Source organism: Novosphingobium sp. BL-S-21 (assembly GCF_055521655.1).
Map to the genome: position 1 here is coordinate 2208233 of NZ_CM145496.1, position 25531 is coordinate 2233763.

Annotated in this window: 20 protein-coding genes and 3 pseudogenes; 13 read left to right on the forward strand and 10 right to left on the reverse strand. The window is 57.0% G+C overall.

The window, feature by feature from the left end:
- Nucleotides 1-256: 256 nt before the first annotated feature.
- Nucleotides 257-838: a hypothetical protein gene (locus ACZ1J6_RS18985; protein ID WP_465127755.1), complete on the forward strand. Its 582-nt coding sequence runs from the start codon at nucleotides 257-259 to the stop codon at nucleotides 836-838.
- A gap of 363 nt (nucleotides 839-1201) precedes the next feature.
- The gene (locus ACZ1J6_RS18990; protein WP_465127756.1) at nucleotides 1202-1420 is read left to right on the forward strand and encodes a helix-turn-helix transcriptional regulator; all 219 of its coding nucleotides are present in this window, start codon (nucleotides 1202-1204) and stop codon (nucleotides 1418-1420) included.
- A 63-nt stretch (nucleotides 1421-1483) separates the two neighbouring features.
- On the opposite strand, the gene ACZ1J6_RS18995 is transcribed toward ACZ1J6_RS18990, so the two are convergent.
- The 6 genes from ACZ1J6_RS18995 to rfbC all read right to left on the reverse strand — a co-directional run bounded on the left by ACZ1J6_RS18995 (nucleotide 1484) and on the right by rfbC (nucleotide 6718).
- Entirely contained in the window at nucleotides 1484-1768 is a 285-nt protein-coding gene (locus tag ACZ1J6_RS18995) for a sigma factor-like helix-turn-helix DNA-binding protein (RefSeq protein ID WP_465127757.1), read from the reverse strand.
- Nucleotides 1765-2652, reverse strand: coding sequence for an ArdC family protein (locus tag ACZ1J6_RS19000; protein ID WP_465127758.1), 888 nt, complete (start codon nucleotides 2650-2652; stop codon nucleotides 1765-1767). The genes ACZ1J6_RS18995 and ACZ1J6_RS19000 overlap by 4 nt, the downstream gene beginning before the upstream one ends.
- Nucleotides 2653-3300: 648 nt before the next feature.
- Nucleotides 3301-4185 (reverse strand): glucose-1-phosphate thymidylyltransferase RfbA, encoded by an 885-nt coding sequence (gene rfbA / locus ACZ1J6_RS19005; protein ID WP_465127759.1) that lies wholly within the window; start codon nucleotides 4183-4185, stop codon nucleotides 3301-3303.
- A gap of 19 nt (nucleotides 4186-4204) precedes the next feature.
- Entirely contained in the window at nucleotides 4205-5086 is an 882-nt protein-coding gene (gene rfbD, locus ACZ1J6_RS19010; RefSeq protein WP_465127760.1) for a dTDP-4-dehydrorhamnose reductase, read from the reverse strand.
- On the reverse strand, nucleotides 5083-6144 hold the full coding sequence (rfbB, locus tag ACZ1J6_RS19015) for a dTDP-glucose 4,6-dehydratase (RefSeq protein WP_465128275.1): 1062 nt from the start codon (nucleotides 6142-6144) through the stop codon (nucleotides 5083-5085). Before rfbB ends, rfbD begins: the two co-directional genes overlap by 4 nt.
- Nucleotides 6145-6154: 10 nt before the next feature.
- Entirely contained in the window at nucleotides 6155-6718 is a 564-nt protein-coding gene (rfbC, locus tag ACZ1J6_RS19020; protein WP_465127761.1) for a dTDP-4-dehydrorhamnose 3,5-epimerase, read from the reverse strand.
- 394 nt (nucleotides 6719-7112) lie between these two features.
- Between rfbC and ACZ1J6_RS19025 the strand changes: the two genes are divergently transcribed.
- From ACZ1J6_RS19025 to ACZ1J6_RS19055, 7 genes and pseudogenes are all read left to right on the forward strand, one after another.
- Nucleotides 7113-8912, forward strand: a complete 1800-nt coding sequence (locus ACZ1J6_RS19025; RefSeq protein ID WP_465127762.1) for a glycosyl hydrolase family 28-related protein — start codon at nucleotides 7113-7115, stop codon at nucleotides 8910-8912.
- Between the two features lie 502 nt (nucleotides 8913-9414).
- Nucleotides 9415-10884 carry an FG-GAP repeat domain-containing protein gene (locus ACZ1J6_RS19030; protein ID WP_465127763.1) on the forward strand — a complete coding sequence of 490 codons (1470 nt, stop codon included), beginning with the start codon at nucleotides 9415-9417 and terminating at the stop codon, nucleotides 10882-10884.
- A gap of 223 nt (nucleotides 10885-11107) precedes the next feature.
- On the forward strand, nucleotides 11108-11863 hold the full coding sequence (locus ACZ1J6_RS19035; protein WP_465127764.1) for a DUF4214 domain-containing protein: 756 nt from the start codon (nucleotides 11108-11110) through the stop codon (nucleotides 11861-11863).
- 165 nt (nucleotides 11864-12028) lie between these two features.
- Nucleotides 12029-13561 (forward strand): annotated as a pseudogene (istA, locus tag ACZ1J6_RS19040) (IS21 family transposase).
- A gap of 10 nt (nucleotides 13562-13571) precedes the next feature.
- Nucleotides 13572-14315 (forward strand): annotated as a pseudogene (locus tag ACZ1J6_RS19045) (ATP-binding protein).
- Between the two features lie 123 nt (nucleotides 14316-14438).
- Nucleotides 14439-15488 (forward strand): glycosyltransferase family 4 protein, encoded by a 1050-nt coding sequence (locus ACZ1J6_RS19050; protein ID WP_465127765.1) that lies wholly within the window; start codon nucleotides 14439-14441, stop codon nucleotides 15486-15488.
- Entirely contained in the window at nucleotides 15485-16771 is a 1287-nt protein-coding gene (locus ACZ1J6_RS19055; protein ID WP_465127766.1) for a glycosyltransferase family protein, read from the forward strand. The genes ACZ1J6_RS19050 and ACZ1J6_RS19055 overlap by 4 nt, the downstream gene beginning before the upstream one ends.
- Here the strand turns inward: ACZ1J6_RS19055 and ACZ1J6_RS19060 are convergent.
- Genes ACZ1J6_RS19060 through ACZ1J6_RS19075 form a run of 4 tightly spaced genes read right to left on the reverse strand, consistent with a single transcriptional unit; the run spans nucleotide 16711 to nucleotide 20620 of the window.
- Nucleotides 16711-18039 carry a glycosyltransferase family 4 protein gene (locus tag ACZ1J6_RS19060; protein WP_465127767.1) on the reverse strand — a complete coding sequence of 443 codons (1329 nt, stop codon included), beginning with the start codon at nucleotides 18037-18039 and terminating at the stop codon, nucleotides 16711-16713. The two genes, ACZ1J6_RS19055 and ACZ1J6_RS19060, sit on opposite strands and share 61 nt — an antisense overlap.
- A 3-nt stretch (nucleotides 18040-18042) precedes the next feature.
- The gene (locus ACZ1J6_RS19065) at nucleotides 18043-18711 is read right to left on the reverse strand and encodes an ABC transporter ATP-binding protein (RefSeq protein ID WP_465127768.1); all 669 of its coding nucleotides are present in this window, start codon (nucleotides 18709-18711) and stop codon (nucleotides 18043-18045) included.
- Nucleotides 18708-19508 carry an ABC transporter permease gene (locus tag ACZ1J6_RS19070; protein ID WP_465127769.1) on the reverse strand — a complete coding sequence of 267 codons (801 nt, stop codon included), beginning with the start codon at nucleotides 19506-19508 and terminating at the stop codon, nucleotides 18708-18710. The genes ACZ1J6_RS19065 and ACZ1J6_RS19070 overlap by 4 nt, the downstream gene beginning before the upstream one ends.
- Complete coding sequence (locus tag ACZ1J6_RS19075) at nucleotides 19508-20620, reverse strand: KpsE/RkpR family capsule polysaccharide export protein (protein ID WP_465127770.1); 1113 nt, start codon at nucleotides 20618-20620, stop codon at nucleotides 19508-19510. Before ACZ1J6_RS19075 ends, ACZ1J6_RS19070 begins: the two co-directional genes overlap by 1 nt.
- A 234-nt stretch (nucleotides 20621-20854) precedes the next feature.
- Between ACZ1J6_RS19075 and ACZ1J6_RS19080 the strand changes: the two genes are divergently transcribed.
- The 4 genes and pseudogenes from ACZ1J6_RS19080 to ACZ1J6_RS19095 all read left to right on the forward strand — a co-directional run bounded on the left by ACZ1J6_RS19080 (nucleotide 20855) and on the right by ACZ1J6_RS19095 (nucleotide 25326).
- Complete coding sequence (locus ACZ1J6_RS19080; protein WP_465127771.1) at nucleotides 20855-22468, forward strand: hypothetical protein; 1614 nt, start codon at nucleotides 20855-20857, stop codon at nucleotides 22466-22468.
- A 241-nt stretch (nucleotides 22469-22709) separates the two neighbouring features.
- Nucleotides 22710-23378 carry a hypothetical protein gene (locus ACZ1J6_RS19085; protein ID WP_465127772.1) on the forward strand — a complete coding sequence of 223 codons (669 nt, stop codon included), beginning with the start codon at nucleotides 22710-22712 and terminating at the stop codon, nucleotides 23376-23378.
- Nucleotides 23379-23525: 147 nt separating this feature from the next.
- Nucleotides 23526-23711, forward strand: a pseudogene (locus tag ACZ1J6_RS19090) (DDE-type integrase/transposase/recombinase); the annotation flags it as partial.
- A gap of 505 nt (nucleotides 23712-24216) precedes the next feature.
- A complete protein-coding gene (locus tag ACZ1J6_RS19095; protein ID WP_465127773.1) occupies nucleotides 24217-25326 on the forward strand; it encodes an IS110 family RNA-guided transposase in 1110 nt (369 codons plus the stop codon).
- Nucleotides 25327-25531: the final 205 nt, after the last annotated feature.

Genomic DNA, 25531 nt, shown 5'->3' on the forward strand with positions numbered 1-25531 from the left:
TTATCCTGCCAAGGCGCTGCGCAAAGGGCAGCGCCGGGACTGGTAATCCTGCGAAAGCAAACGAACTCGGAAAACTAGGTTTTCCGGGGTGCCGTCGTGCATGTCCAAACCTTCGGGTGAAAGACGGCGGCGCATGTGCTTTCGCATGTTACCAGCTCCGGCGGCTCCCGCGCGTTAGCGTGCGGGAGTTCGGGACTGGTCCGCATGGTCCTCAGCCTTCCGCCAGCCCGCCCAGATGCGGACCCGGAGGTGCTAAATGAACAATCTTGTTCCTGCGACTTCACCCGATGAAATGGCCGCCGTCTCGGCGGCGCTGAACTCCCTGCCGCATGACAATTCCGCGCTCGCCGCGCTGTGGAAAATCTATGGCGCCGAGCCGGTGCGCCTCGTCCGTACGCAGGAGGGCCGCAAGCTCAGCCTCGCCCGCTACCATCGCGCTGAGGAATTCATGGGCAGCTTGGCGCCTGAAGCGCCCGGTGACTGGCCCGACTTCCTCTACTCGACCGGCATCGTCGTCCAACTCGCGCTGTCCTCACACCTGCTCGATGTCGGCTTTCCGGACAGCTGGTGCGCGCGGCACATCAGCCTCAATGTCGACCGTTCGCTGGCTTACGCCAACGTCACTGCGTTCGGCTACGATTGCACCGAGACGGCGCGGCTGGTCCAGGTGCTGGCGCCGTATTGGAAATGGAACCGGCGGCACCTCATGAACGGCAAGCATCCTGACGATGGCGGCTTCACTGGGGATCAGGTGCGGACCCTGGTCGGCGGGCTCGTCGATCATGTCTGCCACGTCACCGGCCATGCCCGTTCGCGGCGTCGAACGACACCGTCCTGATCTCGCCCGTGTTGGAGGCGATCGGCGAAGGCCGAAGGCTAGGGGCATAGCGGTAGCCCGATGCGATTCGGCTGCCGATCCTCCTCGCGCGAGGGCCAGACCTTCGCGTCAGGGGGCCGCCGAGACGGCATGAGAGTGAAATGCGAAAAACCAAGGCTCCGACGCGCAAATTTTTTTGCGGGGTCGATTCGGGGCACGCAAGATCCTCGCTGGTGCCACCCGGTGAACTGGGACCCGTTTTTTACCTGTTCCGCGCTGTTCCGCGCCGTTCAGCGCTGTTCAGCGCACTTGTAAGCCCGCAGATCTGAGCCAAACTTACTCGTGGCCGGCCAGTCCACTTCACTTAATGCGAGGACATGCCACATGAACATGACGCCCCCTGAACGCTTCCTGCGCCTCGAAGCCGTGCTCAACCGCACGGGCCTGTCGCGTGCCACCCTCTATCGCAAGATCCAGACCGGGACCTTCCCGGCCCAGGTCCGCCTCGCCGAAAGGTGCTGCGGCTGGCGCGAGAGCGCCGTCAACGAATGGATGAACAGTCCGATCTCCTATTCGGTCGATGACATCGCGCCTCGGCCCTGAACGCTAAGTCGTCGACGAGCATAACCAGGGCGCGCCCGCATTTGCGGGCGCGCCCCAATGTCTTCACCATCCCTTGCGCTGCTGCCGGTCTCGCGAGCGAATGATCAGGGCCATGGCTCGCCCCACCTCGGTCTGCACCCGCCGGGGACTGATACGCAGCTTTTCGGCAATCTGCTCATAAGTGAGCCCATCGTACCGCAGCATGCCGAACACATTTTTGGGTAGCCAGGGAAGCGAATAGACCGCCCGCGCCAGCCGGCGCAGTTCCGGATCCTCGTATTGGGCAAAGGCATCCCGCAGGAAAGCCTCGCGAACCCACTGCTCGATCCTGTAGAGATGCCACCTCATGCCGCGTCCTCCGCAAAGGCGAGGAGGAAATCGGCCGCCTTGCTGGCCGCGCTCGCCGCCCGGAAAATCGCCTTTTCGTCAGCGCGCATGACCTCGAGCCACGCCCCCAGGTAATCGCTGTGCCGCACCGTTGGTTGGATACCGAGCGACGCGCAGGAGAACGCCGCCGTCATCTCGGCAACGAGTTCCTCCCTCGCATATTGGGCAGAGCCGAACTTTCCGGACATATCCCGGTTCAGCCTTGCCTTCCCGCCAGCCCAATGACCCAGCTCGTGAAGGGCCGTGCGAAACCAGTTTATCGGTTCATGGAAGGCAGCCTGCGGCGGCACCTGCACGTAATCCTGCGCCGGTGAATAGAACGCCTCATCGCCGCCGATCCGGAAGTCTGCTCCGCTGGCAGCGATCAGCCGGTCCACCTCGGCAATCTGCATCACCGGATCTGGCAGCCTGGGTTCCGCCATCAAGCGCTCGGGCAGCCCCTCCACCTGATCGAGATTGAAGACCACAAAGCGCTTCAGGAACGCGATTGTCCTCGCCTCCCGGTCGCCATCTGCGGCCTTCTCTGCCTCGTCCTTCGGGGTGAACCGATCCGCGTAGCACACCACCGTGCCTTTCTCGCCCCGCCGCACATTCCCGCCAGCCGCCAGGGCCTGCCGGTAGGTCAGCCAGCGCTGCGACGTGAACTGCCGCTCCGCTGCCTCGCACCACAGGATGAGAATATTGATTCCGGAGTAGGCTCGCCCCGATGCCGCATTACACGGCATCATGCAGGGACACCGCGAACTGTCCCACGGTTGCACCCAGGGAAGCCTGCCCTCCTCGAGCTCGGCAATGATCCGTGCGGTCACTTCGCCGTAAAGGCTCTGACGATCGGTCCTTTTCATTTCTCCTGCTTCCTTTCTCCAACCGCCATTGACCGGCGCCGGGGTGGCGGGGGGCGGCAGGAGCGGACCACAGGCCTCGCCTCGAATGGCGGGGCGCACCCGCAGGGCCGAAATGAAATGGAGGAGGCGGGCAGAGCCCGCCTTGCGGCGCGCCATGGCGGGGCCAAGGGGCCGTGACGCCCCCCGCCAGCCAGGAGCAGGGCAAGCTCCGACGCGGCGCAGCCGCGGAGACCGCTGACGAGACGCGCAAGCGCGTCCAGCCCCGCCAGCGATCGTCACGGCTATGCCGACGAGACGCTGGAGGCGGCTCGGCCCGAGCGTCAGCGAGGGTAGAGCGCGGCCGTGCGCAGCACGGGGCGGTCAGATCGATTCCCCATGCCGATCTAAGGTCTGATTCACGTGGAACAGGAAGGGCAAGCGCGACTGAAATCGAAAAGTGTATTGGACGGCAGCTATGCCTAGTATTATCGCGCACTCGATAGTAACATTGCGCGGCGTCTCGTAAACTGCCAGCGCTTAAACCATAACCGTTGAAGACACCATCAAAACAGTGTTAACGTTTTAGCTACGAATTTTTAAAGCAGGCCTTTTTGCCGCGAAGCATCGGCACGCCGGATCGTCCTGGTACTTTCTTACGTTCACATCACGTCATGCGTGAATGGCCATGCTTTGGGACAGAACTCCGCGGAGATAGCGACCGTAATCGGAGTTGCCGAGATGGCCGATCGCCCTTTCCAGCTCATAAGCGCTGATGAATCCCTGTCGGAAGGCAACTTCCTCAGGACTGGCGATCTTGAAACCTTGCCGCTTTTCCAGGACACGCACGAATTCGGCGGCGTCGAGCAGGCTGTCGGGAGTGCCAGTGTCGAGCCAAGCATAGCCTCGCCCCATGATCTCTACCGAAAGTTGGCCGCGATCCAAGTAAACCCGGTTGACGTCTGTGATCTCAAGTTCACCTCGTGACGAGGGTTTTAGATTGGCGGCAATATCCACCACTTGTGTATCGTAGAAATAAAGGCCAGTTACTGCCCAGTTGGAACGTGGTTTTTCCGGTTTTTCTTCGATATCAAGAGCTTTCGAAAATTGATCGAAGGTTATCACGCCATATCGCTCTGGGTCGTTCACATGATATGCGAACACGCTCGCTCCACGCGGGCGCGCCGCTGCGTGATTTAGCAGGTCAGGCAGGCCATGGCCGTGGTAGATATTGTCTCCGAGGATAAGCGCCGAAGGCTCTCCGGACACGAAATCCGCGCCGATTATGTAGGCCTGTGCCAGCCCGTCAGGGTTTGGCTGTTCTGCATATTCAAAAGACATGCCCCACTGTGATCCATCCCGCAGCAGCGCGCGAAAAGCCGGCAGGTCACGCGGTGTAGAGATAATCAGAACTTCTTGGATGCCTGCGAGCATGAGCACGCTCAGAGGATAGTAGATCATCGGCTTGTCGTAGACCGGCATGAGCTGCTTCGAGGTGGGCAGCGTCATGGGGTAAAGACGGGTTCCGCTGCCGCCAGCCAGAATGATGCCCTTCATGATAGTCCTTCTTTCAGCCTCATGCGGGCAAAAGGCATGTCAGGGCCGTTTCCAGCGACGTCCGCCAGTTTGGTAGAGCGATGCCGTGCCTGCGTTCAATCAACGTCGAGTCGAGGCGCGAATTGGCTGGCCGCGCAGCTGCGGTGGGGTAATCTGCGGTGCCAATCGGCCTGACGCGGGCGAACGGGCCGCCATGCTGGGACGAAATGGCAAAAATTGCTTTCGCAAAATCTGCCCAGCTGGTTTCGCCGGCCGCGGTCATGTGGAATATTCCGCGCAGCGCAGCATCACGGCGTCTCACAAGATTGCTGGCCACGGACAGGATACCATGAGCGACATCCTCGGCACTGGTCGGACTTCCAACCTGATCGGCTACGATCGCCAGTTCGCCATTTTGGCTCGCGAGGCGGAGCATGGTCTTTACGAAATTTTCGCCGAATGGGCTGTAGATCCAAGCCACACGTAGCACCGCTGAATCCGGCTGCTCCAGCAGCGCAGCCCGTTCACCCGCCAGCTTTGAAGCTCCATAAATGCTGGTGGGACGAGGCGCATCGCTTTCGACATAGGGGCGATCCAATTGACCGTCGAAAACATAATCGGTCGAGAGATGGACCAGTGGCACCCCAAGAGCTGCTGCTGCTCTGGACACTGCTCGAGCTCCCACTTCGTTGATGGCGAAAGCGAGCTCGCTTTCACGTTCTGCCATATCGACTGCCGTGTAGGCTGCTGCGGCGACAATGACATCAGGAGCAACCGCTTCCAAGGCGCGAAAGACGAAAGATGGATGAAGCAAATCCAGCTCAGGCCGCCCCAATGCGATCACTTCATGTCCGTAAACGCTGCCAAGTTTTTGCAGCGCCGTGGCGACCTGCCCGGACTTGCCAGTGACGGCAAATCTCACGCAGCAACTCCAATCGCAGCAAGCCCCAGCCTCTCGCCATCATAGCGCTCCTGCAATGGCTGCCACCACCAGGAATTTTCCAAATACCACCGTACCGTCTTCTCGATACCGCTCTCGAAAGTTTCGCGAGCTCGCCAGCCCAGTTCGTTCTCCAGCTTGGTGGCATCAATCGCATAGCGGGCGTCATGGCCGGGCCGGTCCGCTACGAATGCAATCAAATCTTCATATCGAGCCTGGGCCGGAGCAAAAGCGTCAAGGGATTTGCAGATGCGGCGTACCACATCTATGTTCCGGCGCTCGTTACGGCCGCCCACGTTGTAGGTTTCGCCGAGCCGTCCCCTCTCAATGATGGTTTCCAAGGCGCGAACGTGATCGTCTACATATAGCCAATCGCGGACATTTTTGCCGTCACCATAAATGGGCAGGGGCCTTCCCGCGAGGGCGTTGACGATTGTTAGTGGAATGAGCTTTTCCGGGAATTGGTGCGGCCCGTAGTTGTTCGAGCAATTGGAAACGACCACGGGCAATCCATAGGTCCGGTGCCATGCTTTGGCCAAATGATCCGAGGCTGCCTTGGAGGCGGAATAGGGAGAACTGGGATCGTAGGGCGTCTGCTCAGTGAACAGGCCTTCATCGCTGAGCGACCCGTACACTTCGTCAGTGGAAACATGAAGAAGCCGAAACGCCGTCCTTGCGGCTCCGCTGAGATTGTTCCAATAGCTTCGGGCGACTTCCAACAGCGTGAAGGTTCCCAGCACGTTAGCTTCGATGAAGTCAGCTGCTCCGGTGATCGAGCGGTCTACGTGAGTTTCGGCAGCTAGATGCATAATGCGACTAGGCCGGAATTTAACAATAGCTGCTTCAAGCGCTGCGCGGTCGCGAATATCGATTTTGCAAAACTGATGGTTGGCCGCCTCTTTGACCGCCCTTAAAGAGGCCTCAGAGCCCGAGTAATTTAGCGCATCGATGGTGAGAACATCATACAGTTTTTCCAGAACCAAATAACGAACTAGAGCCGAGCCGATGAAGCCTGCACCGCCAGTGACGATAACGCGCAAAGACATGGAATCACGGGCTCCAGCTGAAATAATCAAGCGACTTATTGAATGCAGGTTGCCTGCAGTCCTTAATTGAAAGAGTTTCCGGGTCGGCAACGTCCGGCCAAGCGATACCGATCAAGGGATCGTCCCAAGCCAGGCCACAGTCGCATTCGCGATCATAGTAGTCCGTGACTTTGTAGCAGATGACCGTATCTGGCTCGATTGTGCAAAACCCGTGGGCGAAACCTGGAGGGATCCAGATTTGCTTACCATCCCCGGCAGTCAGTGTTGCTCCAAACCATTGTCCGAACGTCGGTGATCCATTTCGGATGTCCACCGCCACATCGAACAGCGCGCCAGCAGTGCAGCGCACCAGTTTGCCCTGTGAGCGCGGCATCGTTTGGAAGTGTAAACCGCGAATGGTGCCGACTTTCCGGCTGTGACTTTCGTTCTCCTGCACGAAGGTCCAATCACCGATGTTTTGCGTGAGCCAATCACGGCGAAAGATTTCCGCGAACGAGCCTCGTTCGTCGCCGATGCGCTGAGGCAAGATCAACGCCAAACCGGACATGTTGAGAGTCGTGATCTCCACTCATCGGCTCCGTGCGACTCTTAATGCCGTCTCAAAGGCGAGAATATGAAAACACAGTATAACTCCTTTTGGCATTGGTGCTTTCTAGGACAGTGAATAGTCCATAGTACTCCGGTTGCAGAATGCCATTAGGATGAGGGGATTGACCTTTTCTGACGTGATCCCGGGCTTCCACCAGCGCAGATTAGTGTCTCGCGGCTTTTGGCGCTGTCCCAGTTCTGTCACCCGGTAGAATGAGAGATCCGGCTTTTCATCGGCCGGGATTAATCCCGGCCGATGAAGCAAATTCGGCCGCCTGTCTGCGGCGGTGCTTTGTAAAAGCAACGTTCACCGGCCGCGTTCGAGAGAACGCTCTGGCAGGTATGGAGCAAGAGCGGGCGCTTCGATGCGGGCGATGTCGATGGCGCTGGTCTTGTCCCCAGTGTCGCGGGACACGGCGCGTTCGACCGATCATATATTAGGGATACCGGCGGGACTGATACCCCGGAGGTGGCATTTTCTACCCTTTGATCTGCTGACTGCTGAAGGTAAACCGGCGCAGATGAAAACACACTTGATTGTCCCGTTGGCGCTGGCGACATCTGTTGCCAACAACCAATTTACGTTAAATGCTTCGCCTGACAGAGCGGCGGCGCCCAAAGCGCTTGGCGCCGACGCCGAACACGGGATTGATTTCGTCCGCGGGGGCGTAAATGTTTTTGATTATCTAAGTCCGCAGCAGCGAGATGACGTCCGCTCGTGCCGTCTTGCCAGCGATGTAACGTTCGGCATCCAAGCAGCGGTAGGGGCTGCAGCGGCCAGCACCTCCGGCCGGGTGGTCCTGCCCGATGGATGCTACCGGACTACGGCAACGATCACATTGCCCTCGGATATCGAACTGGTTGGGGCTTCGATGCGGGCGACGAAGATCGTGCCAGGCGGGAATTTCCCGGCGATTTCCGCGATCGGCACCTATGCTCATGGCCTCACCGGCGTCGGCGTGCAGAACATGAGCGTCGTTTGTGCGGGGATGTCGAATGCAAACGCCATGGGCGTGAGAATGGTTTATGTAAACCGAGGCAAGCTGAGAGATCTATATTTCAACGGCTGTTATCATGCCTTGGATCTTTACGATCAATGGCAGACAAGCATTGACAACGTCACGGCGGATGGCCGTGGCACCCAACAGAACAAAGTTGGAGTGTATATGGGGCCGCCTACGGATGTAGCAAATAAGGCGCCCAATAATGCGGTCATTATGTCGAATTCGACGATGCAAAATGTCGAGCAATATGGGTATGAGTTGGTGTATTTTGCTGGATCAAAATTTATTAATGATGAAGCTATGAATGGAGTGACCGGATGGAAATTATGTGGAGAATCTTACATAATTTCTAGTCAGACCTGCCAGTTCGGGCATTTCGCAAATATCGTTGCGGATACAACTACCGGGCCAGGCATCGTGGTGGATCAAGGTGTAAACGCTAATCCGGCAAACAACATAATGTTCGATCATGTATGGATTGGCAGTTCCATTGGCCGGGCCCTTTACCTGGCGGGTGTTACCTATAGTCAATTCGATAAAATTCATATCACTCGGGCGGACAATGGAGTTTATCTCCACAACAGCAATAACGTAAAAATTAGCACAAATGTGGCTGATTATAATAATGGAAACAATAAATCTTATGCCGTAGTGATCGATGGCGGAGCAGATAACACCGTTTGGGCGACTAATAATCAGTCAAAATACCCAACGGGGTATAACGGAATATCTGAAATTGGTCCATATCATGGCAATTCAATATGGGGGGGGGTGTCTACCTGCGATCCTAAACTTGCCTTTGGGGATGGAAGCAGAGGAAAAGAGGGACTCACCTATGCGGTCCGGTCTTGCCAATATGAGGTCCAGGGCCGGCAAGTGCGCATGACCTTTCGTTTGAGTCCTTCCTCGCTCGGATCTTACGCTGGCGCGGCGGTGCTAAACGCCCTGCCGTTTGCAGCTGACGCAGGTGAAGGGCAGGACGGAGCTGTGGGCGCCGTCCTGGCAAGCGGCATGAGCGGCGTGAAAGGAACGATCATTTTACAAGTCGTTCCAGGCGATGCTGCCGCCAAGTTGTATAGTCAGGGTGAAGCCGGGCCGGTCGCGCTAACTAGAGGCAATTTTTCGTCTACCTCGACTATTTCCGGAAATCTGGAATATACGAAAAAGTAGAAACAACTCCCGTGCGCATTTTTCAACGGGCATAAGGGGGCATTCTCGGTTGGGGCGGGTGCCGCCAAAGTGTCCGGCCAAGGCATGCTAAGGATCGCCGGAAACGGGGGGCGAAGACCATGCGAATACCTGTCATTCGAGAAACTCCGGTGTAAGATCGATCTATTTGATATTTATAATTTTAGTTTCAGGTCTCGTACTTGCGCATCATGACGACCTTTATCGCTTTGCTTACGCGGTGCCTGTTGGCCATGCTTGTTGCGATTTGAATGAAACTCGCCCAAGTGAGCTGAAAATAATCTGAATCCCGGGGGGAATGTTGAAGCACTGTTACAGTCCTATCGCAGCGATGCTGCTTCTTGGTCTCAGCGCGTGTGGCGGAGACGAAAGCACTTCATCGCCGACTCCAAATCCAACCGCATCTCCAACATCGACCCCTACACCTACGCCGGCACAAACAACGGCGGAGTTCATCGCGATGGCGAGTACGGGTTCCGGTACGATGACCCTGAGGCAGCAACCTGGACGCTTCACTTTCTCTGGCTGTCTGGTCAAGCAGAAGACCGGTGATCGTCGGGTTCTTGGCGCTGCGCACTTTATGACGAACGAAAGTGGCATCGAATATAGAGTAACGAAATTCAGCTACATTCTTGATAACAGCGGTCTTCTGCCCGGGGAGTCAGCTGAATCTGACATCGGCTTCACCATCCTCCCAAGCACCGAGGTGGTCGCTTTGAACAGTGGCGAAGAGACGCTGATTACGCACCAATATGACGCCGCTCCCATGGATCGGGGCGTCTCGACAATGACGCTGCAGCAGGGTGGCATCGCAATTCCGAACGATTCTCGCCTGTCTGCCGGATCCGTCAGCGGCATTTTCCCGCAAACGGGTGGCGGTGCGGTTGAATTGCCCGACGATCGCATCGCAGACGGCAAGTTCATGCGAATGTGTTATTCGGCAGAGATCGTTCGTTCGGACCTCGTCGCCGAACCCGAAGTGGCCAGCTATCGCTCCCCTTACCGTGATCGTTCCTATGTGGCCGATCCCGCGCGAACGACGGCGCCATTCACCAATTTCAAAAATACGACTAATCAGCCGATCAAGGTCTATGGTATCACGACCTTCATTAGCAACTTGACCGACTCCGAGCCATCCAAGCATCAAACCGACGTGTATGTAAACGGTGCACTGAAGGTGAGTGTGCCGCTTAGCCCTCATGTACCAGGCACTAGTACTCCGCTCGATCCCTTCATCGTGCCGATCGACGTATTGCTTCAGCCTGGGGACGTGCTCTCTGTGCGCGGCAAGATAACGCCCCAAAAGGCGATCGTCTTCGATTACGCTGCTTTTATTTTTGCCGACAAGGGGCTCACCCTTGTCGATGAAAAACTGAATGTGCTGGACGCCGATCTGAACGGCGATGGCTTTAAAGATATCGTTGATCTTGATGCTGCCGGCTCACTCTGGGTCTCAATCCGGGTCAGCGGAGGCCTTCAAGATACACAAGGGGAATGGGCGCGTCGGGTAGGCAGCGCAACGACTTTCACGACTCTTCCTCGCACGTCGGCTTCGGCGCCGCTGTATATTCAGGCGACTAATGACAATGGCCTCTGTCTCAACATGCGGTCATTCCCACAAGACGGACGTTTCGTTCTGGATTATTGCCAGACGGCGCTGGGCGCGAGCAACGACGCGGATTTCTGGGGCGATTTCAATGGCGATGGTTGGATCGACCGGATGCGGGTGGATCCATCGCGCCTGGCGTACTTGGTTGCCCTTGGTGGTCCGAATGGACTGTTGCAGGAAAGTCAATGGATCTATGGCTATGGCGCGGTAGATAAGATCTTTGTCTCCGATCCCAACAACGATGGCCGCGATGATTTCGAGGCGGAATGGTATTCCGGGCAGTTTCGGTGCGTGATCTGGACGTCAACCGGGTCAGCTTTCAATCAGGCAAACTGCCCGTTGTAGGACATCATCACAGACCATTTGCAATGAACTGAAGCCGAGCGACCCCTGTTCGGATGGCGGGGTTCTGAGCAGCGGATGCTTGAAAGGAGGGCGCCAGAAGGCCCCTCCTAAACCATTCCCGAACCGACTTTCAGGAAAAGGGCGGGCGTGCGTGAGCGGCTGTCCACACTGCCCGGCTGCGCCCCGCTTGCGTATTCAAGGCATGTCGTGGAAGAGGGTTGCGATGAAAGGGATCAATTTGGACGTTTTTGGAGACAGCGAAGCTGATATCGATTTGCGCCGCTGCCCGGCAGACCAAATTGGTATCCTGCTCGACCTTGTCCGTTTCGACCGCTTTTTAGAATACGTCTACGTCGTTCTCCTGAAACGAGATCCTGATCGCGAAGGCCTAGCCCACTACCGCCAGTTGGCTCGCGGCGGCATGTCGCGACGCGTCATTGTACAGCGCCTGTTGCGCTCCCGCGAGTATCGACATTCATCGATCGAGGCGCCCGGCCTGCCGGTCGATGATTTCGTCAATCGTGTCTACCAAGACATTCTGGGACGATGGCCGGATGAGGAGGGGCTTGCCACTTACCGGCGGATCGCGTCCAAACGGAATGGTAGACGTAAGGTGGTTGCGAACCTGCAGGTGTCCGGGGAAGCTGTTCGCAAAAGCGGAGGAAGGCTGGCCCGGATCGAGGCTTTGCGTGCTTATGCGAGAACTGGCTGGTCCACACGCCTTCCAATTGCAGGGCGATGGTTTTCAAGACAGCGCAGGATTCGTCAGCGGTTCGACCAAATTGCGTTGAACCAGCACCTACTGGCGCAGCAGGTCGCCAACCTGCGAGAGGAAATGGCCAGTTTGGGTGCTGCAGAACCATTTGGCTTCATATCTGAAGTCCAGGACGGCGGTGAGACAAAGGGTGGGGAAAGAGGCGACAAGATATTTGAGAACGCCCTCATCCGCGCTCGACGCGAAAAACGGATTCCGGGGTGATCCCGGCCACCATTCCGCTTTGATTCCGACCGGGATTCTGAGATGATGCCGGCCACCATTCCGAGCAATTCTCGGCCACCCCGGAGGAAGTGAGAAGCCCGATCATTGGGTCCATCCTATCGGCACAGCAGCCGGAGGATAGCGATGCCGACGAGGAGGCCGAAGATGCGCCATGTGCGCGAAGTGCTGAGAATGCGTCGGGAGGCTTGTGTCCCGATGCGCGAGATCGCCCGACTGACTGGCCGTGCTCGTTCTACAGTGCGTGACACGATCGAGCGGTTTGATCGCTCGGGATTGGCATTGCCGGTTACGTCCGAGATCGGTGACAAAGATCCGAAGGGCGCTTGTGTAGCGCCTCCGGCGTCAAACCCGGGCGACGTTAGCTGCGTGAACCTGACTGGCCGGTGGTAGCGCGTGAACTGAAGCGCAAACACGTGACGCTGCAGGTGCTCTGAAAGGAGAACCCCCCCGAACATCTAGACGGATATCGCTACAGCCAGTTCTGCGATCTGTTCCGCCGGTGGGAAGGCTGCTTGTCGCTGGTCGTGCATCAGAGCCATGTCGGGGGCGAAAAGCTGCTCGTTGATTACGCTGGCGATACGGTGCCGGTCGTGTTGGACCGCAGGACCGCAGGACCGCAGGACCGCGGAAGTCCGCGGTGCCTACATCTTCGTCGCTGTAATGGGCGGATCGAGCCTGTCGTTGGCATTGGCGACATGGACCGAGCAGTTTCCTGACTGGATCGTGGGCAACGATGCCGCCATGGCCTTCTTCCGCGGATTCCCAATTGCTGGTGCCCGACAATGCCACGGTGGCGGTGATCACGGCCTGTCACTTCGATCCTCAGGTGAACCGCTGTTACACTGACATGGCCCAACATGACGGTACGGCGATCCTGCCGACCCGGCTACGCAGGTCGCGGGCCAAGGCCAAGGTCGAAGCTTGCGTCGGTATCGTCGAGCGCTGGTTATTGGGCCGCTTACGTAACTAGATCTTCTACAGCCTCGCTGAAGTGAACGCAGCGATCGCCGAATGCCTTGCCGAGCTCAATGATCGGCGGGTGCTGCGCCAGTTTGGCAAGAAGGGCCGCCAGCGGTTCGACGAAGTCGATGTTCCAGACCTCAAGCCGCTGCCGTCAGAGCTTTGGGTTCACGCCGAATGGCGCCGCTGCCGTGTCGGGCTCCATTATCATATCGCGATCGAGCGGCATAATTACGCGGTCCCTCATCGCTTCGCGCGCCGCCCGGTCAAAGCCCGGTTCACTGCCAGCAAGGTCGAAATCTTCGCAGGCGAAGAGCGCATCGCCGTGCACATGCGCGGCAGCGCGAATGGCCGGCACACCACAATTCCCGAGCACATGCCATCCAGCCATCGTCGCTACGGCGAATGGACGCTGGCGAAGATCCGCGAAGAGGCGGGCCGGAACGGGCCGATGCTGTCCTTGCTGGTGGAGAAGGTCATCGATGCAAATATTCCAACCCGAACAGGGCTACCGATCCTGTCTAGGTATCATCGGGCTCGAGAAACGCTTTCCCCCGCGGCCCGAACGCGCGGCGCTGGGCGCGCTGGGATCCAGGCGCGCAATCACCCGCCGGTCAAATCGATCCTCGAGAAGGGCTCGATAAGGTCCCGGTTCCCCAATCCCCCGAGTAAGCGCCGATTATCCACTCCATCCGCAATTCGAGCTATTACAACTGAAGGAGCAAGGATGCTGAAGCATTCCGCTCTGGACCTCCTGGGCCAGCTCGGCCTCGCCGGCATGGCCAAGCCTTCGCCGAGATGGAAGGTAATGATGAGGCAGCCAGTCTCAGCCACGCAGAATGGCTGGCGCTGCTGCTCGACCATAAGGCCACCTACCGAAATGACAGACGCCTCGCTCTGCGCCTGCGACATGCCAAGCTGCGGAACCCCGGCATGCCTGAGGATATTGATTATCGAACCATCCGTAATCTTGATCGACGGCTCTTTGAGACGCTGCTCGCCGGTGACTGGCTATCGAAGCATGAGAACTTGGCCATCATCGCCCCGGTCGGCATCGGAAAAGTTGGTTGGCTTGTGCGATCGGCCATACGGCCTGCCGCGACAACCGTTCGGCTTTCTAAACCCGGCTGCCGCGGCTGATTGACGAACTCACGCTGGCCAAAGTTGACGGCCGTATCGCCGCCTGCATGAAAAAAAAGTTTCGCCAAGGTCGAGTTGCTGATACTGGACGACTGAGGTCTTCAAGCGCTCGACGGCCACGCCCCGTTATCATCTCCTCGAAATCCTCGGGGACCGTTACGGTCGGCGTTCTACGCTCGTGACCAGCCAGCTTCCCGTGGCCCGCTGGCATCAGACCATAAACGATCTGATCTACGCCGACGCAATCCTAAACCGCCTCGTTCACAACGCGCGCCGGCGCGAAATCGAGGGGGAATCTCTGCGCGGACCTGCAATGCAAACCGCTGCTTGACCATCGCCAATCCCGAGTGCCATCAGGCGAAACGATCTGGCTTCTGCCCGGCCGGGATCAGATTGGAACAGGCGGCCGGGTTCATCGGAATCGGCACGCGAAACATAGGACGGTATTCCAGACGTGCGTATCGGGGTAGCTAATGTCCAGGTTCCGTTCGTCCATGGCGGCGCGGAAGTTCATGCAGACAACCTTGTCAAGCAACTGCGCCAGCGCGGTTTCGAGACGGAACTCATCACGATCCCATTCAAGTGGTATCCGCCTGAGCGATTGCTGGAAAGCATCGCCATAGCGCGCATGTTGGACCTGTCAGAAGCCAACGGCGTCCGGATTGATCGGCTGATCGGTCTGAAATTTCCGATCTATCTTGCCCCGCACCCGGACAAGGTCTTGTGGATTTTGCACCAGTACCGCTCGGCTTACGATCTTTGGGATCATCCTGAGCACGGTGATCTGATCAACCTGCCACATGGCCAAGCCGTGCGTGCTGCCGTGCATCATGCCGATCGGCGCTTCATTCCAGAAGCCGCAGCGATTTATGCCAATTCGCGCAATGTTGCAGACAGGCTGGCGCGCTACAACAACATCGCCGCGAAACCGCTGTACCATCCACCAAACGGAGCGGAGCATTTCCGGTCCGCCGACGCGCAAGATTACTTTTTTTTCCCAAGCCGCATCACTCCACTCAAGCGGCAGCGCCTAGTGATTGAAGCCATGGCCTTGTGCAAAGAACCGGTACGGGTGGTCTTCGCCGGTGCTGCCGAAGTCGCCTCGTATATGGCGGAACTCCAGCAACTCTGCCGCGAGGCAGGGCTAGGGGCACGCGTCACGTTCAAGGGTTTTACGTCGGATGCGGAAAAGCTAGATCTTTATGCCCAGAGTCTAGGGATCATATATCCTCCGGTAGATGAGGACTACGGGTACGTAACGCTTGAAGCCATGCTATCGCGCAAGCCGGTGATCACGACCCTCGACTCGGGTGGGCCGCTCGAGTTTGTCGAGCATGATCGGACCGGTCTGGTCTGCGCGCCTGATGCGGCAGCATTGGCCGCACAGATGGACGAATTGTGGCGACACCGCAGCATCGCGGCCCGGATGGGAGAGGCGGGGCGGGGGTTTTATGATTCGCTCAGCATATCATGGGACAGGGTGGTCGAGGTTCTGACAGCATGAGTCGTACATTCTGGTTCAGCCCCGTGCCTCCGGCACGTACTGACATAGCCCAGTATTGTCGCCGCATCGTTCCCCATCTGGATGGGCTAATCGATCTAGAGGTCATTCGTCCTGACAATCAGACAGTTGGGCAAGGGGAGCAGGAACTAATTTCGCGACCCGCGACTGGCTTAACCTTACGCAGCCTCAATGCATCCCGGGTAAGCATTTATAATATAGGAAATAACCCGCTTTTCCATGGGCAGATCTTTCGCTTGGCCAAGCAACATCCGGGGGTCGTAGTCCTGCACGATCGTTCGTTGCAGGATCTTTGTCATGCCTTCTTCGACGATGCGTACACAGAGGATGGCGTTGGCTCCTACCAGACCGCAATGTCGCATTGGTATGGATGTGCAGGCCGCGAGGCGGCGCGGGCGGTTTTGGCCGGCGAAGTTCCTGTTTCTAATCTTGCCCAGGAATTCCCGTTGTTCGAGTTTGCGCTCCAAGGCGCCTTAGGCGCCGTGACACACAACCCCGAAGTCGCAGCGGAAATCGCGGAGCGCTTCCCCGGTATGCCTGTTGCCACGCTGAGCTTGCCTTACGACATTAAGGCGCCGTCCATGCAGGCTAGGCCAGTATTGTCGGCAGATAGCCCCATTCGTTTGGTCATGTTCGGCTATCTCAACCCCAACCGCCGTTTGTGTGATTTCCTGCGGGCGTGGGCATGCTCGCCTTGGAGAGAGCGTTTCGAACTGGATCTTGCCGGGGAGATGAACAACGGACCAGAGGTTCGGGCGGTAATGGCGGAAACGGCGCTGGACAGACAGATCCGCCATCACGGCTTCCTTCCCGACGACCAACTGGACGCATTGATAGGGCAAGCCCACCTGGTGCTCAACTTGCGAAACCCCACGATGGGCGAGGCGTCTGGTTCGCAAATGCGCATCTGGGCGAATGGAGCGCCTTCCGTCGTCTCGGATACTGGATGGTATGGCTTGCTACCGGAAGGTTCGGCATTGCGAATAAGTATCGAACGCGAGCATGATGATCTGCTGGAGTTGCTTGAAGCCTTGGCTGCCGGTCGGATAGATCTTCCGGCGATCGCGCAGCGGGGGAGCGAGTGTCTAGCATCTGCAGATCCCGCAGCCTACGCTGTGAGGCTGGCTGAATGGCTGGACCAGGAAAGCGAGACGATGTCTATGCGCTGGACCGAAGCGGCCCTGATAGAGGCCGTGGCGCGCAACTATGCCCTTTGCACACCTTCCCGGTTCGTGCCCAAGTTTCCTGATCGTTTGTTATCCTGATGTGAAAGCGGGGCGGGGGACGACGCCGCGCAGTCAATAGCTCTTGCAAATTCGTGAGCGGTTGCGTCCCAGTCGGGAAGCACCGACGTGCAGCGATTCCCAACGGGTTCGGAAAGAGATGAAAGGATTGTTTCGGCCAAGGATGGGGCATCCGCGTGCTCCGGAAAATAGCGGATGCCACTTTCCCGATGGCGATGGAACACCGGAATATCCCGCGCCAAGACCGAAGAACCGAGAGCAAGCGCTTCATCGAGCGGCAGGCCATAGCCCTCGGCTAACGAGGGCACCAGTGTCAGTCGGCAGTAACGATAGGCGGCATGAAGCGCTTCATCCGACACATCATCGAACCAGAACAACAAGCGGCCATATTGTTGGTGCTGCCTGACTGCGGTTTGCAGATTGGCGGTATTCCACCCGGGACGACCGATCAGAATCAGCGGGACGGCATGACCCTGTCGCCAGAGCAAGTCGAAGGCGGCAAGTGCGTCGGCATGGCCTTTACGTGGTTCAAGCGTGGCCACGATTAAAACCGAGCGTGCGAAAGCTTCTGCATCAAGGCCGTAAGCGCGAGGCAATCTGTCGGGACTGACCTGCCGGTTGGCCATGGTGATATCGGAGCCTGGCGTGACCGTGACGATCTTGGGAAGATCCTTGCGGCCATAGCGGTTGATCATCAGATCGGTAACTTGACGTGCCACCTCCGGAGATACGCAGAAAATGCCGTCGGCCAGTGCCGCGCAGGTCCGCATCCAGCGCCGATATTTAAGGCGGGAAGGATAAGTAAACCATTGTGGATGGCTTATCGGCAAGATGTCGTGGATCAAAAACCACATCGGGGTTCCTGTGCGCCGCAAGGCACGAAGCTGATGCCGTGCGCGGTGAACCGCATCTGTGGCAAAATCCAAACCTAGGAACAAACTCTCGGGACCACCAGGAAGTTCATCACCGGACATGGTAACATAGCCCTCGCGCAATTTTTGCACGACGACATGTTCGATAGCCACGTCGCTCCGCACTGCCGAAGGCAGGCGGTCTCGAACTGAGCGAACGACCCGTTGAATGCCCGTACCCGCATCGTGCTTGTGTATTACGGACAGATCGACCAGCAGTCGTTTTGGCCTGTGTGGCGGCGACGAAAGCACAGCGCGGGTTCGCGCTACTTTCCAAGCCTCCAACCAATGCGGAAACATCAGGCGGTCAATAACGTCTCGCTGCCGCCAGCGTAGATCCGTTAACTTCGCTTGCACGCGGCTAAAGATATTGGCCATCGCCTAGCGGGGGACCTGCATGGCGGCCGCCTTCGCGTAGAATTCGAAGGCTTCTTCTAGGTCTTCGAAATAAGTAAGCTTGCCGCCGGATAAAACGGCGGCGTTGTCACAGTGCTGTCGGACGTAACTGGTATCGTGTGAAACGATAATTTTTGCCCGATCGGCTCGTTTTTCGAAAAGCTCAGTCATGCACTTCGCGTGGAAGCGTGCGTCACCCACTGCAATGATTTCGTCGATCAGATAGCAATCAAAATCCACTGTCATCGAGATAGCGAACGCTAGGCGCGCCCTCATACCGGACGAGTAGGATCGGATAGGCTCGCGCAGATATCTCCCGAGCTCGGAGAATTCTTCAACGAAATTGACACAGCTATCGGGATCAACACCGTAGACCCTACAGATGAAACGCAGGTTGTCGTAGCCAGTCAGCGTCCCCTGGAAGGCGCCACCAAATGCTAACGGCCAGGAAACACTCATGGACCGCCGTACAGATCCGGAGGTGGGGAGCTCGGAACCGGAAATAAGGCGGATCATCGTCGACTTACCCGCACCGTTACTTCCCAAGATGCCAAGCTGCTGCCCCGGGAGAACCTTTAGATCGATGTTGTCGAGCACACGGACCGGTCCCGAACGGGTCTGGTATTCCTTAACGACGTTACCGATTTCGATCATTCAGGTGTCACTTCGTTAGCTACGACACGCAAGATGGCAAGACCCAGTGCAGTGAGAAGAAGATTGAAGCCAGCCAGATAGGACATGTCGTACATTGCGTGAATCTTTGAACCAAAAAACCCTTCGCGTAAATATTCGGTTGCGTTGATCATGGGCAGATATTTGAGGATCGCCTGGGCTTGCGGGGGCATAGCGCTGAGGAGGAAGGCTGCGCCAGACAGTGGGAACATGATGTAGGACACCGGGTGCCACAGCTTGTGGACCATCTCCGACTTCTCGGATGCCGCGCCCAGGAAAATGGCAAGCGCCGCGCCGAACCAAGCAAGCATCAGCCATCCCCCGATCACCTGCAAAATGTCCTCTGGCGGGCCCATTTGACCGATCACAATGAAGAACGTGCTCAACACCAGGAACGAGCTTGTTGCGCCCGCAGCCTCCAACAGAATCCGCGAAAAGAAAATGTCTGTTACCCGGACATTCCGGTGGTAGAGTAGGGAGGCGTTGGGCAGGATTGCATCAATGCACCGTGCTGGCATGTTGCGCCACAATAGCACGGAGGAATAGCCGGTGATTGCAAACGCGACGATCGGCAGGTCCGACCCGTGGACGGCTTTGGTTGCCGTCCACAGTGCCGTGACGCCGAGTGTGAACATCATTGGTTCCACGAACAGCCACAAAAATCCGATGTTGTGGCGTCCATAGCGGGTCAGCACCTCTCGCATGAGGAGTGCCCAGATAACCCGCCCCTGGATCGCAAGCGAGGTCCGGAACGGGGTTTCGCGAACCGAACCAGACATTATTCGCGATGCTCCCGTACGCCCGCCAAGAGCATACTGAGCACACCCCATGCAATCAGGCCAAGGGCAAGAGCGGCGAAGATACCGCGCAGCCGTCGGGGCTCGAGCGCCTCGTCCGGCAGGTTAGGTTGGGCAATCCGCTCGACGTAGGCCTGCTGATGCAAAGCTTCGCTGCGTGCTTCCTGCAAGGCAGAGATCGCGACTGCCAGTCGCTTTGTAGCCATCTCGTTGTTGAGGACCAAGCGTTCATAGCGAGCAGCCTTGGCGGAAAGCGAGGAGCGGTCGCCGGCAACTTTGCCCATTTCACGGTCGATTTCTCGCGACAGAGCTACAATCTGCGTTTTAATGCTGGGAATTTGCGGATTATCGGGAACGCTAGATTCCAGTGCTGCGAGCTGGTTGCGTGCCGAGATCAACTTGTCCTGCAGCTTTGAGATCATTTGCAGCTGGACCGTGGCCTGCTGTTCGGGATCGACCACGCCGGTACTGTTACGGTATTCGGCAAGCCTCGCGGCAGATTGCCCAGCCTCGTGCTGAGCTTCGCTCACCTCGGTTTGGGCATACTCGATCAAATCCTTGCGGCCACGCTGGTTGAGCCGATTCACCAAGCTCTCAGACTGCTCCAGCAACTCCCGATTGAAGCGTTGTGCATCCTGTGGGTTGTAGGCCTTGACCATCAGCGTCGTGATTGAGGATCCCGAATCGAACTCGGCGCTGACCTTGCCACTGAAATATTTGTGAAGGTCCTCGAAGGAGCCACCCATTCCAAGAGGGTCGAAACGATCAAAGACTGAAATAGAGCGTGCGGCATACGACTTGGCCACGGCTCCGTTGCGGTTAATGCTTGCTAAGGCATCCCGTGAATTGATATAGAATTTGGCCGCTTGGGTTTCATCTCCGGCATTCGAAAATCCAGCGGTTTTAAGAATAATTCCTAAACCTGAGGAAGCGGGCTTCTCTGGACTGCGAATTACGAAGCGAGATTCCGAAATGTATACATCCGAAGCCAGCAACCCATAGTAAATTATGGCGAGGGTAGTCGGAAGGATTACGGAGAGCAGGAAAAGCCAATCGATCTTCTTGAGGAGATTGGTAAACTTATTCTGATACATATCCTGCCTGTTTCAAAATTCAGTCAGCAGGATAAGCGTTGCCACCCTTGCAATGACGACTGCACTAGACGGGGGCCTTTGCACCAATTTCGGTCCATTGCAACCGCACAAGCCATAACTCGTGCTAGGAAGATTGATTAGTCGTTGATGAGGCGGGCAAGCTGGTCGCCCTTAGCAAAAAAAGGGTCATTACACCAACGAGTGTGGTGACAATGACACAGATGGGAAACGTAAATGCAAGGGCAAGTATCGGGAAGTGCACGGCCATCGACGCGGGTCCGCAAGGAGAAATTGTCTGCAAAGGCGCGTCCGGCTCCAATTTTTATCTACTCCGGTTTTCGCGCCTCCAGCACGTGGCTTTGGAGTAAATTCCGTGTTCACGAGGAGCTGCTGTGCTTCTATGAGCCTTTCAATGAGCAGCTCGTCGGCTTGACTCTTCCTAACATAGGAATGGATCGCCCGGACGGTTGGCGGTCTCACCATCCGAATGGCGCTCCATATGTGCTAGAATATGCGGGTATGCTGGGAGATGCAGCGGGCGTTCCCGGCTTTCCGGTAGCCAAGAATCTTGGTGAGCGCTATATTAGCACGTTAGGTGTGAAGGGTCCCTTGGACGACGACGTTACAGCTTACGTTCAGGGACTTGTTGATCACGCCCATCAGCGCGGACGGGTGCCAGTTCTAGCTTGTACCCGCTTGCTAGGTCGCACCCAAGGCCTGAAGGAAGCGTTCGGGGGCTACCACATTTTGTTGGTGCGAAATCTATTCCATCAATGGAACTCTTATGCTGGACAAGCTCGATTTGGGAATTGGTATTTTCTTCAGAGCTTATTTGAAACGTTGGGACTAGCCGAACGAGACCCGATAATTGCGCGCTTGGTCAAATTCTTCCCAAAAGAAACATGTGTCAGTCTTGAGACATGGGTGGCGCAAGGTAATTTTGATCGAGTATTCTGCTATTTTGTCGGTTTTCACCTGTATTTTCTTACTTTGGCGAAGCGATCAGCTGATCTGGTTGTGCATGCAAATAGATTGGCGGCTTCCGATCCGCAGTATCGACGAGAGATTGTCGCAAAGATTTCTCAGGGCATTGATATCGAACTGGATCTCGAAGACGCAAGCGAGCGTAGTGATTTTCCTATTTATCCTGTTTCTGATCGGCAGACTTGCACCATTCTAATCGACGAAATTGCGGCCATCATCAAATCATCATGCGATTTAAGTGCGAACGAAGAGGCCTTCATCGACGGTCTCGTTGCAGAGCTCTGGGAGGAGCAGGCGATGTTCTCGCGCCAGACGGCTGGAGCCGTTGAGTATATCGCCCTGCTCGAACACAGATTGCAGATCGCCCAGCATGAAGCTGCGCAACAGGCGGCGGATGCAGGTGCTGAACGTGAAGCATTGGCGGCGGCGTTTGACGCCTTAGGTTCTGAACTGGCCCAAAGTCGGGAAGGGCGGGAGGCCGAACTAGCGCAAATGCAAGCGCGCCTGAAGGAGCGGGAGGCGACGCTTTTTGCGGAAGGCATTAAGGCCCGGGAAGATCTCGCATCCATCTGCAACGCATTAAAGGACACCCGCGAGACGCTGGAGGGTTCCCAGGGTGAACTTGAGGCTGAACGAGCGCAGGCAATGCGCCGGGAAGACGAAATCGCAGCAGCGTTGAGGGAAATCGAAGATCTTCGATCTGGGCTTGACGCGTCCGAAACGCGCGCAGCTGGCTTGCAGGTCCGGATTCAGCAGCTTGAAAACAGTCTTGCTAATGTCGATGCGGCGCATCTCGATCTAACCGGGCGGCTCATCCAGGCAGAGCGCATGAGGCAAGAGTTGGAAAGACGCTTGGCCAGCTAACTCTTCGAGACAATGCTCAAAAGCCGCGTGAGCTAAGCTTAACGCTCCGCTGTGCAGACGGAAAAGTCAAAAGTCTTCATGTTAATGTGGCCGCTGGCGAAAATGAAAATTGGTATGTTCGTTTTATAGAATTCTATTACAGTAAGGGCCTTGTTAAAAATTATTGATGTATGTATTAATTAAATATAATATACCCGTTAATAAAAATGATTACCCTGCGATTTAATAGGTTTTTTGGCGAATGGCTCTTATAGCGTTAAGTAAGAAGTTTATATTCATTAAAACGACAAAAACTGCAGGGTCATCGTTAGAGGTTCATTTGTCGCAGTGGATGAATGATTTGGATATAGTTACTCCTATCATTCCGCCAAATTCAAATCATCATCCAAGAAATTTTGAGTCAAATGGACGAAATTTATTCTACAATCATATGCCTATTGTTGAAATAAGAGATTTGTTGGGCGCCGATTTTGTAGGATTATTTTCTTTTTGTTTTGAAAGGCATCCAATTAGTAAGTGCTTGTCATATTTCGCTATGCTTAAAAATTCCCCTTCCCATCAATCTCCTGACAATCCGAAAACTTGGGATGAATACGTGGAGCGCGGTGAATTTCCTGTAGACACGCCAAAATACGTCGACAGGAACGGTGCTCTGCTTGTGAAGCGAATTTTCCGGTATGAACATCTCGAGGAATCTTTGAACGCGATCTCGCACGAAACGGGTATCCCGAAGCACCCCCTCACAGTTCGTGAAAAAAGCGGCTTTCGAATTGGTGTCCCGAGCTTCGTCGATGTCGCCCGAACACGCAGCCACAGTAACCGCATTATGGATGCTTTTGAGTCTTCACTGGCCTTTACGCCCTACGAATTTGATCGCTTTGAGGCACCGAGCCACATTGAACTATGCTGAGGGGATGGCACATTCTCGGGCTTGTTATGTACTGCCCGCGAACCTGATGCGCACAGACGCTCGATTCTAAGGCATACGCTTGAATTAGAAGTACGGCGAGGTAAACCGCCGTAGTGCCATGGGATCAGATCACGCGTGCTGGTGCTACCCAACCAGCGATGGAGCCTGGACTTCGTCCATGATCAGCTGGCTACGGGACGCCCGTTCCGAGTGCTCAACATCGTCGACGATGTAACCCGCGAGTGTCTGCGCGCGGTGCCGGACACCTCGATCTCGGGGCGTCGGATGGTGCGCGAACTCCGCAATCTGATCGCCGAACGCGGCAAACCGGGGTGTAGCGCGACGATTACAGAGTCCGGTCGTGTTGCCTCATGAAGCGATGTTCCCGAGCGGCATAGTCATTGCCTCACGTAAATGCTCCCTACAGGAGATCGGCCTCACGGACTATTCCTTGCGCGACTGGGTGCCGCGCTGCGGAGCCGGAGGTGACGCGGAGCGGTACCCAGTCGCGCGGCAACGAAGAGACGGTCTCTGCCCCCAAGCGCCTGCCAGCGGGGTTAGCTGACGGCTTGAATACCAAGGCACGCGCCTGATCTGATCGCCACACCTTCAACCGGCGATGCACGGTCCGCAGCAAACCATCCGGATAATCGCCAGGCTGCTCAGCCTGTAGCTTCTCGAGCAACTGCCGACCGGTGCGCCATGGCTCCTCCTCGAACCACGCCTTCAACGTTAGACCGTATGTCCGCCATCGGCATGCAGGGTGGCTCGCCCTACACTGTGCTTCCGAGGGTTGCTCGGGCCGGCCGAGCCGATCCTCATCGCAGGAGGACGAGCCGTGGAGAACTATACAGGTGTTTTCGTCGGAATCGACGCCGCCAAGTCGCGCAATGCGATCGCGATCGCTGATAACGAGCGAGGAGGTGAAGTTCGGTATCTGGGCGAAGTTGACGCGTCGCCTGACTCGATGCGGCGTGTCATACAGCGGATTGTAGACAAGCATGGTGGCGCCCATTTTTGTTACGAGGCGGGGCCTACGGGTTACGGCCTCTACCGCCTCATCAGATCCATGGGCCATCCGTGCGAAGTCGTGGCGCCATCATTGATCCCCAGAAAGCCGGGCGACAGGATAAAGACCAACAGGCGGGATGCGGTGGGTCTGGCGAAGCTGCTTCGCGCGGGAGAACTTACGCCAGTATGGGTCCCAGACGAGGGCCATGAAGCGATGCGCGATCTGGTTCGCACGCGCACTGCGGCGGTCGAAGCTCAGCGCGTGAACCGCCAACAGGTCAGTGGTTTCATGTTGAAGCATGGGCGGATTTATCCGCGCAAGGTTGCGTGGAGCATGCGCTACCTCCGCTGGCTTCAGGAGCAACGCTTCGATCATCCTGCGCACCAACTCGCTTTGCAGGAACTCGTTGATGCTGTTCGGGTGTCCACGGAACGGATCAAACGGATTGAAGCGGCAATAGAGGAGTTCCTGCCTGCCTGGTCGCTAGCGCCGGTTGTTCGAGCTCTTCAAGCCTTGCGCGGCGTAGACCTGATTGTTGCCGTCACCTTCGCAACCGAGATTGGCGATGTGCGTCGCTTCGACAGTCCCCGCCAACTGATGGGCTATGTCGGCTTGGTACCGAGCGAACGCTCCACGGGCGATACAATCCGGCGAGGCGGCATCACAAAGGCTGGCAATAAACGCGTCCGTCACATGCTCGTGGAAAGCGCGTGGAGCTATCGCATGCCCCCACGGATTGGACCTAAGAAGCTCTACCGCCTCGAACAAACCACCCCTGAGGTGCGTGAGATCGCATGGAAGGCCCAGAGCCGGCTGACCTCCCGCTATCGGACACTAAGCGCCAGAGGCAAGAAATCGACCGTCGTGTGTGCAGCGATCGCCCGCGAACTGGCGGGGTTTATGTGGGCAGTCGCCCGGGAGGCGCAGCCCGCTTGAGATAGACCGCCACCACCGCGCACAGGCGGGGGTGGGACCACGGCAGGGGAACATCCGTCAGCGCTATGTGGCCGGCATCGCCGACGCCCGATGTTAGACAGGATAAGCCCCGGACGCAAAATCGGGAATGCGGTATCCAACCCGCGTATCAGAGCTTGATCACCGACGTCTCTCAGGTCCCTCCCCCACCTATGCGCGGCTGACT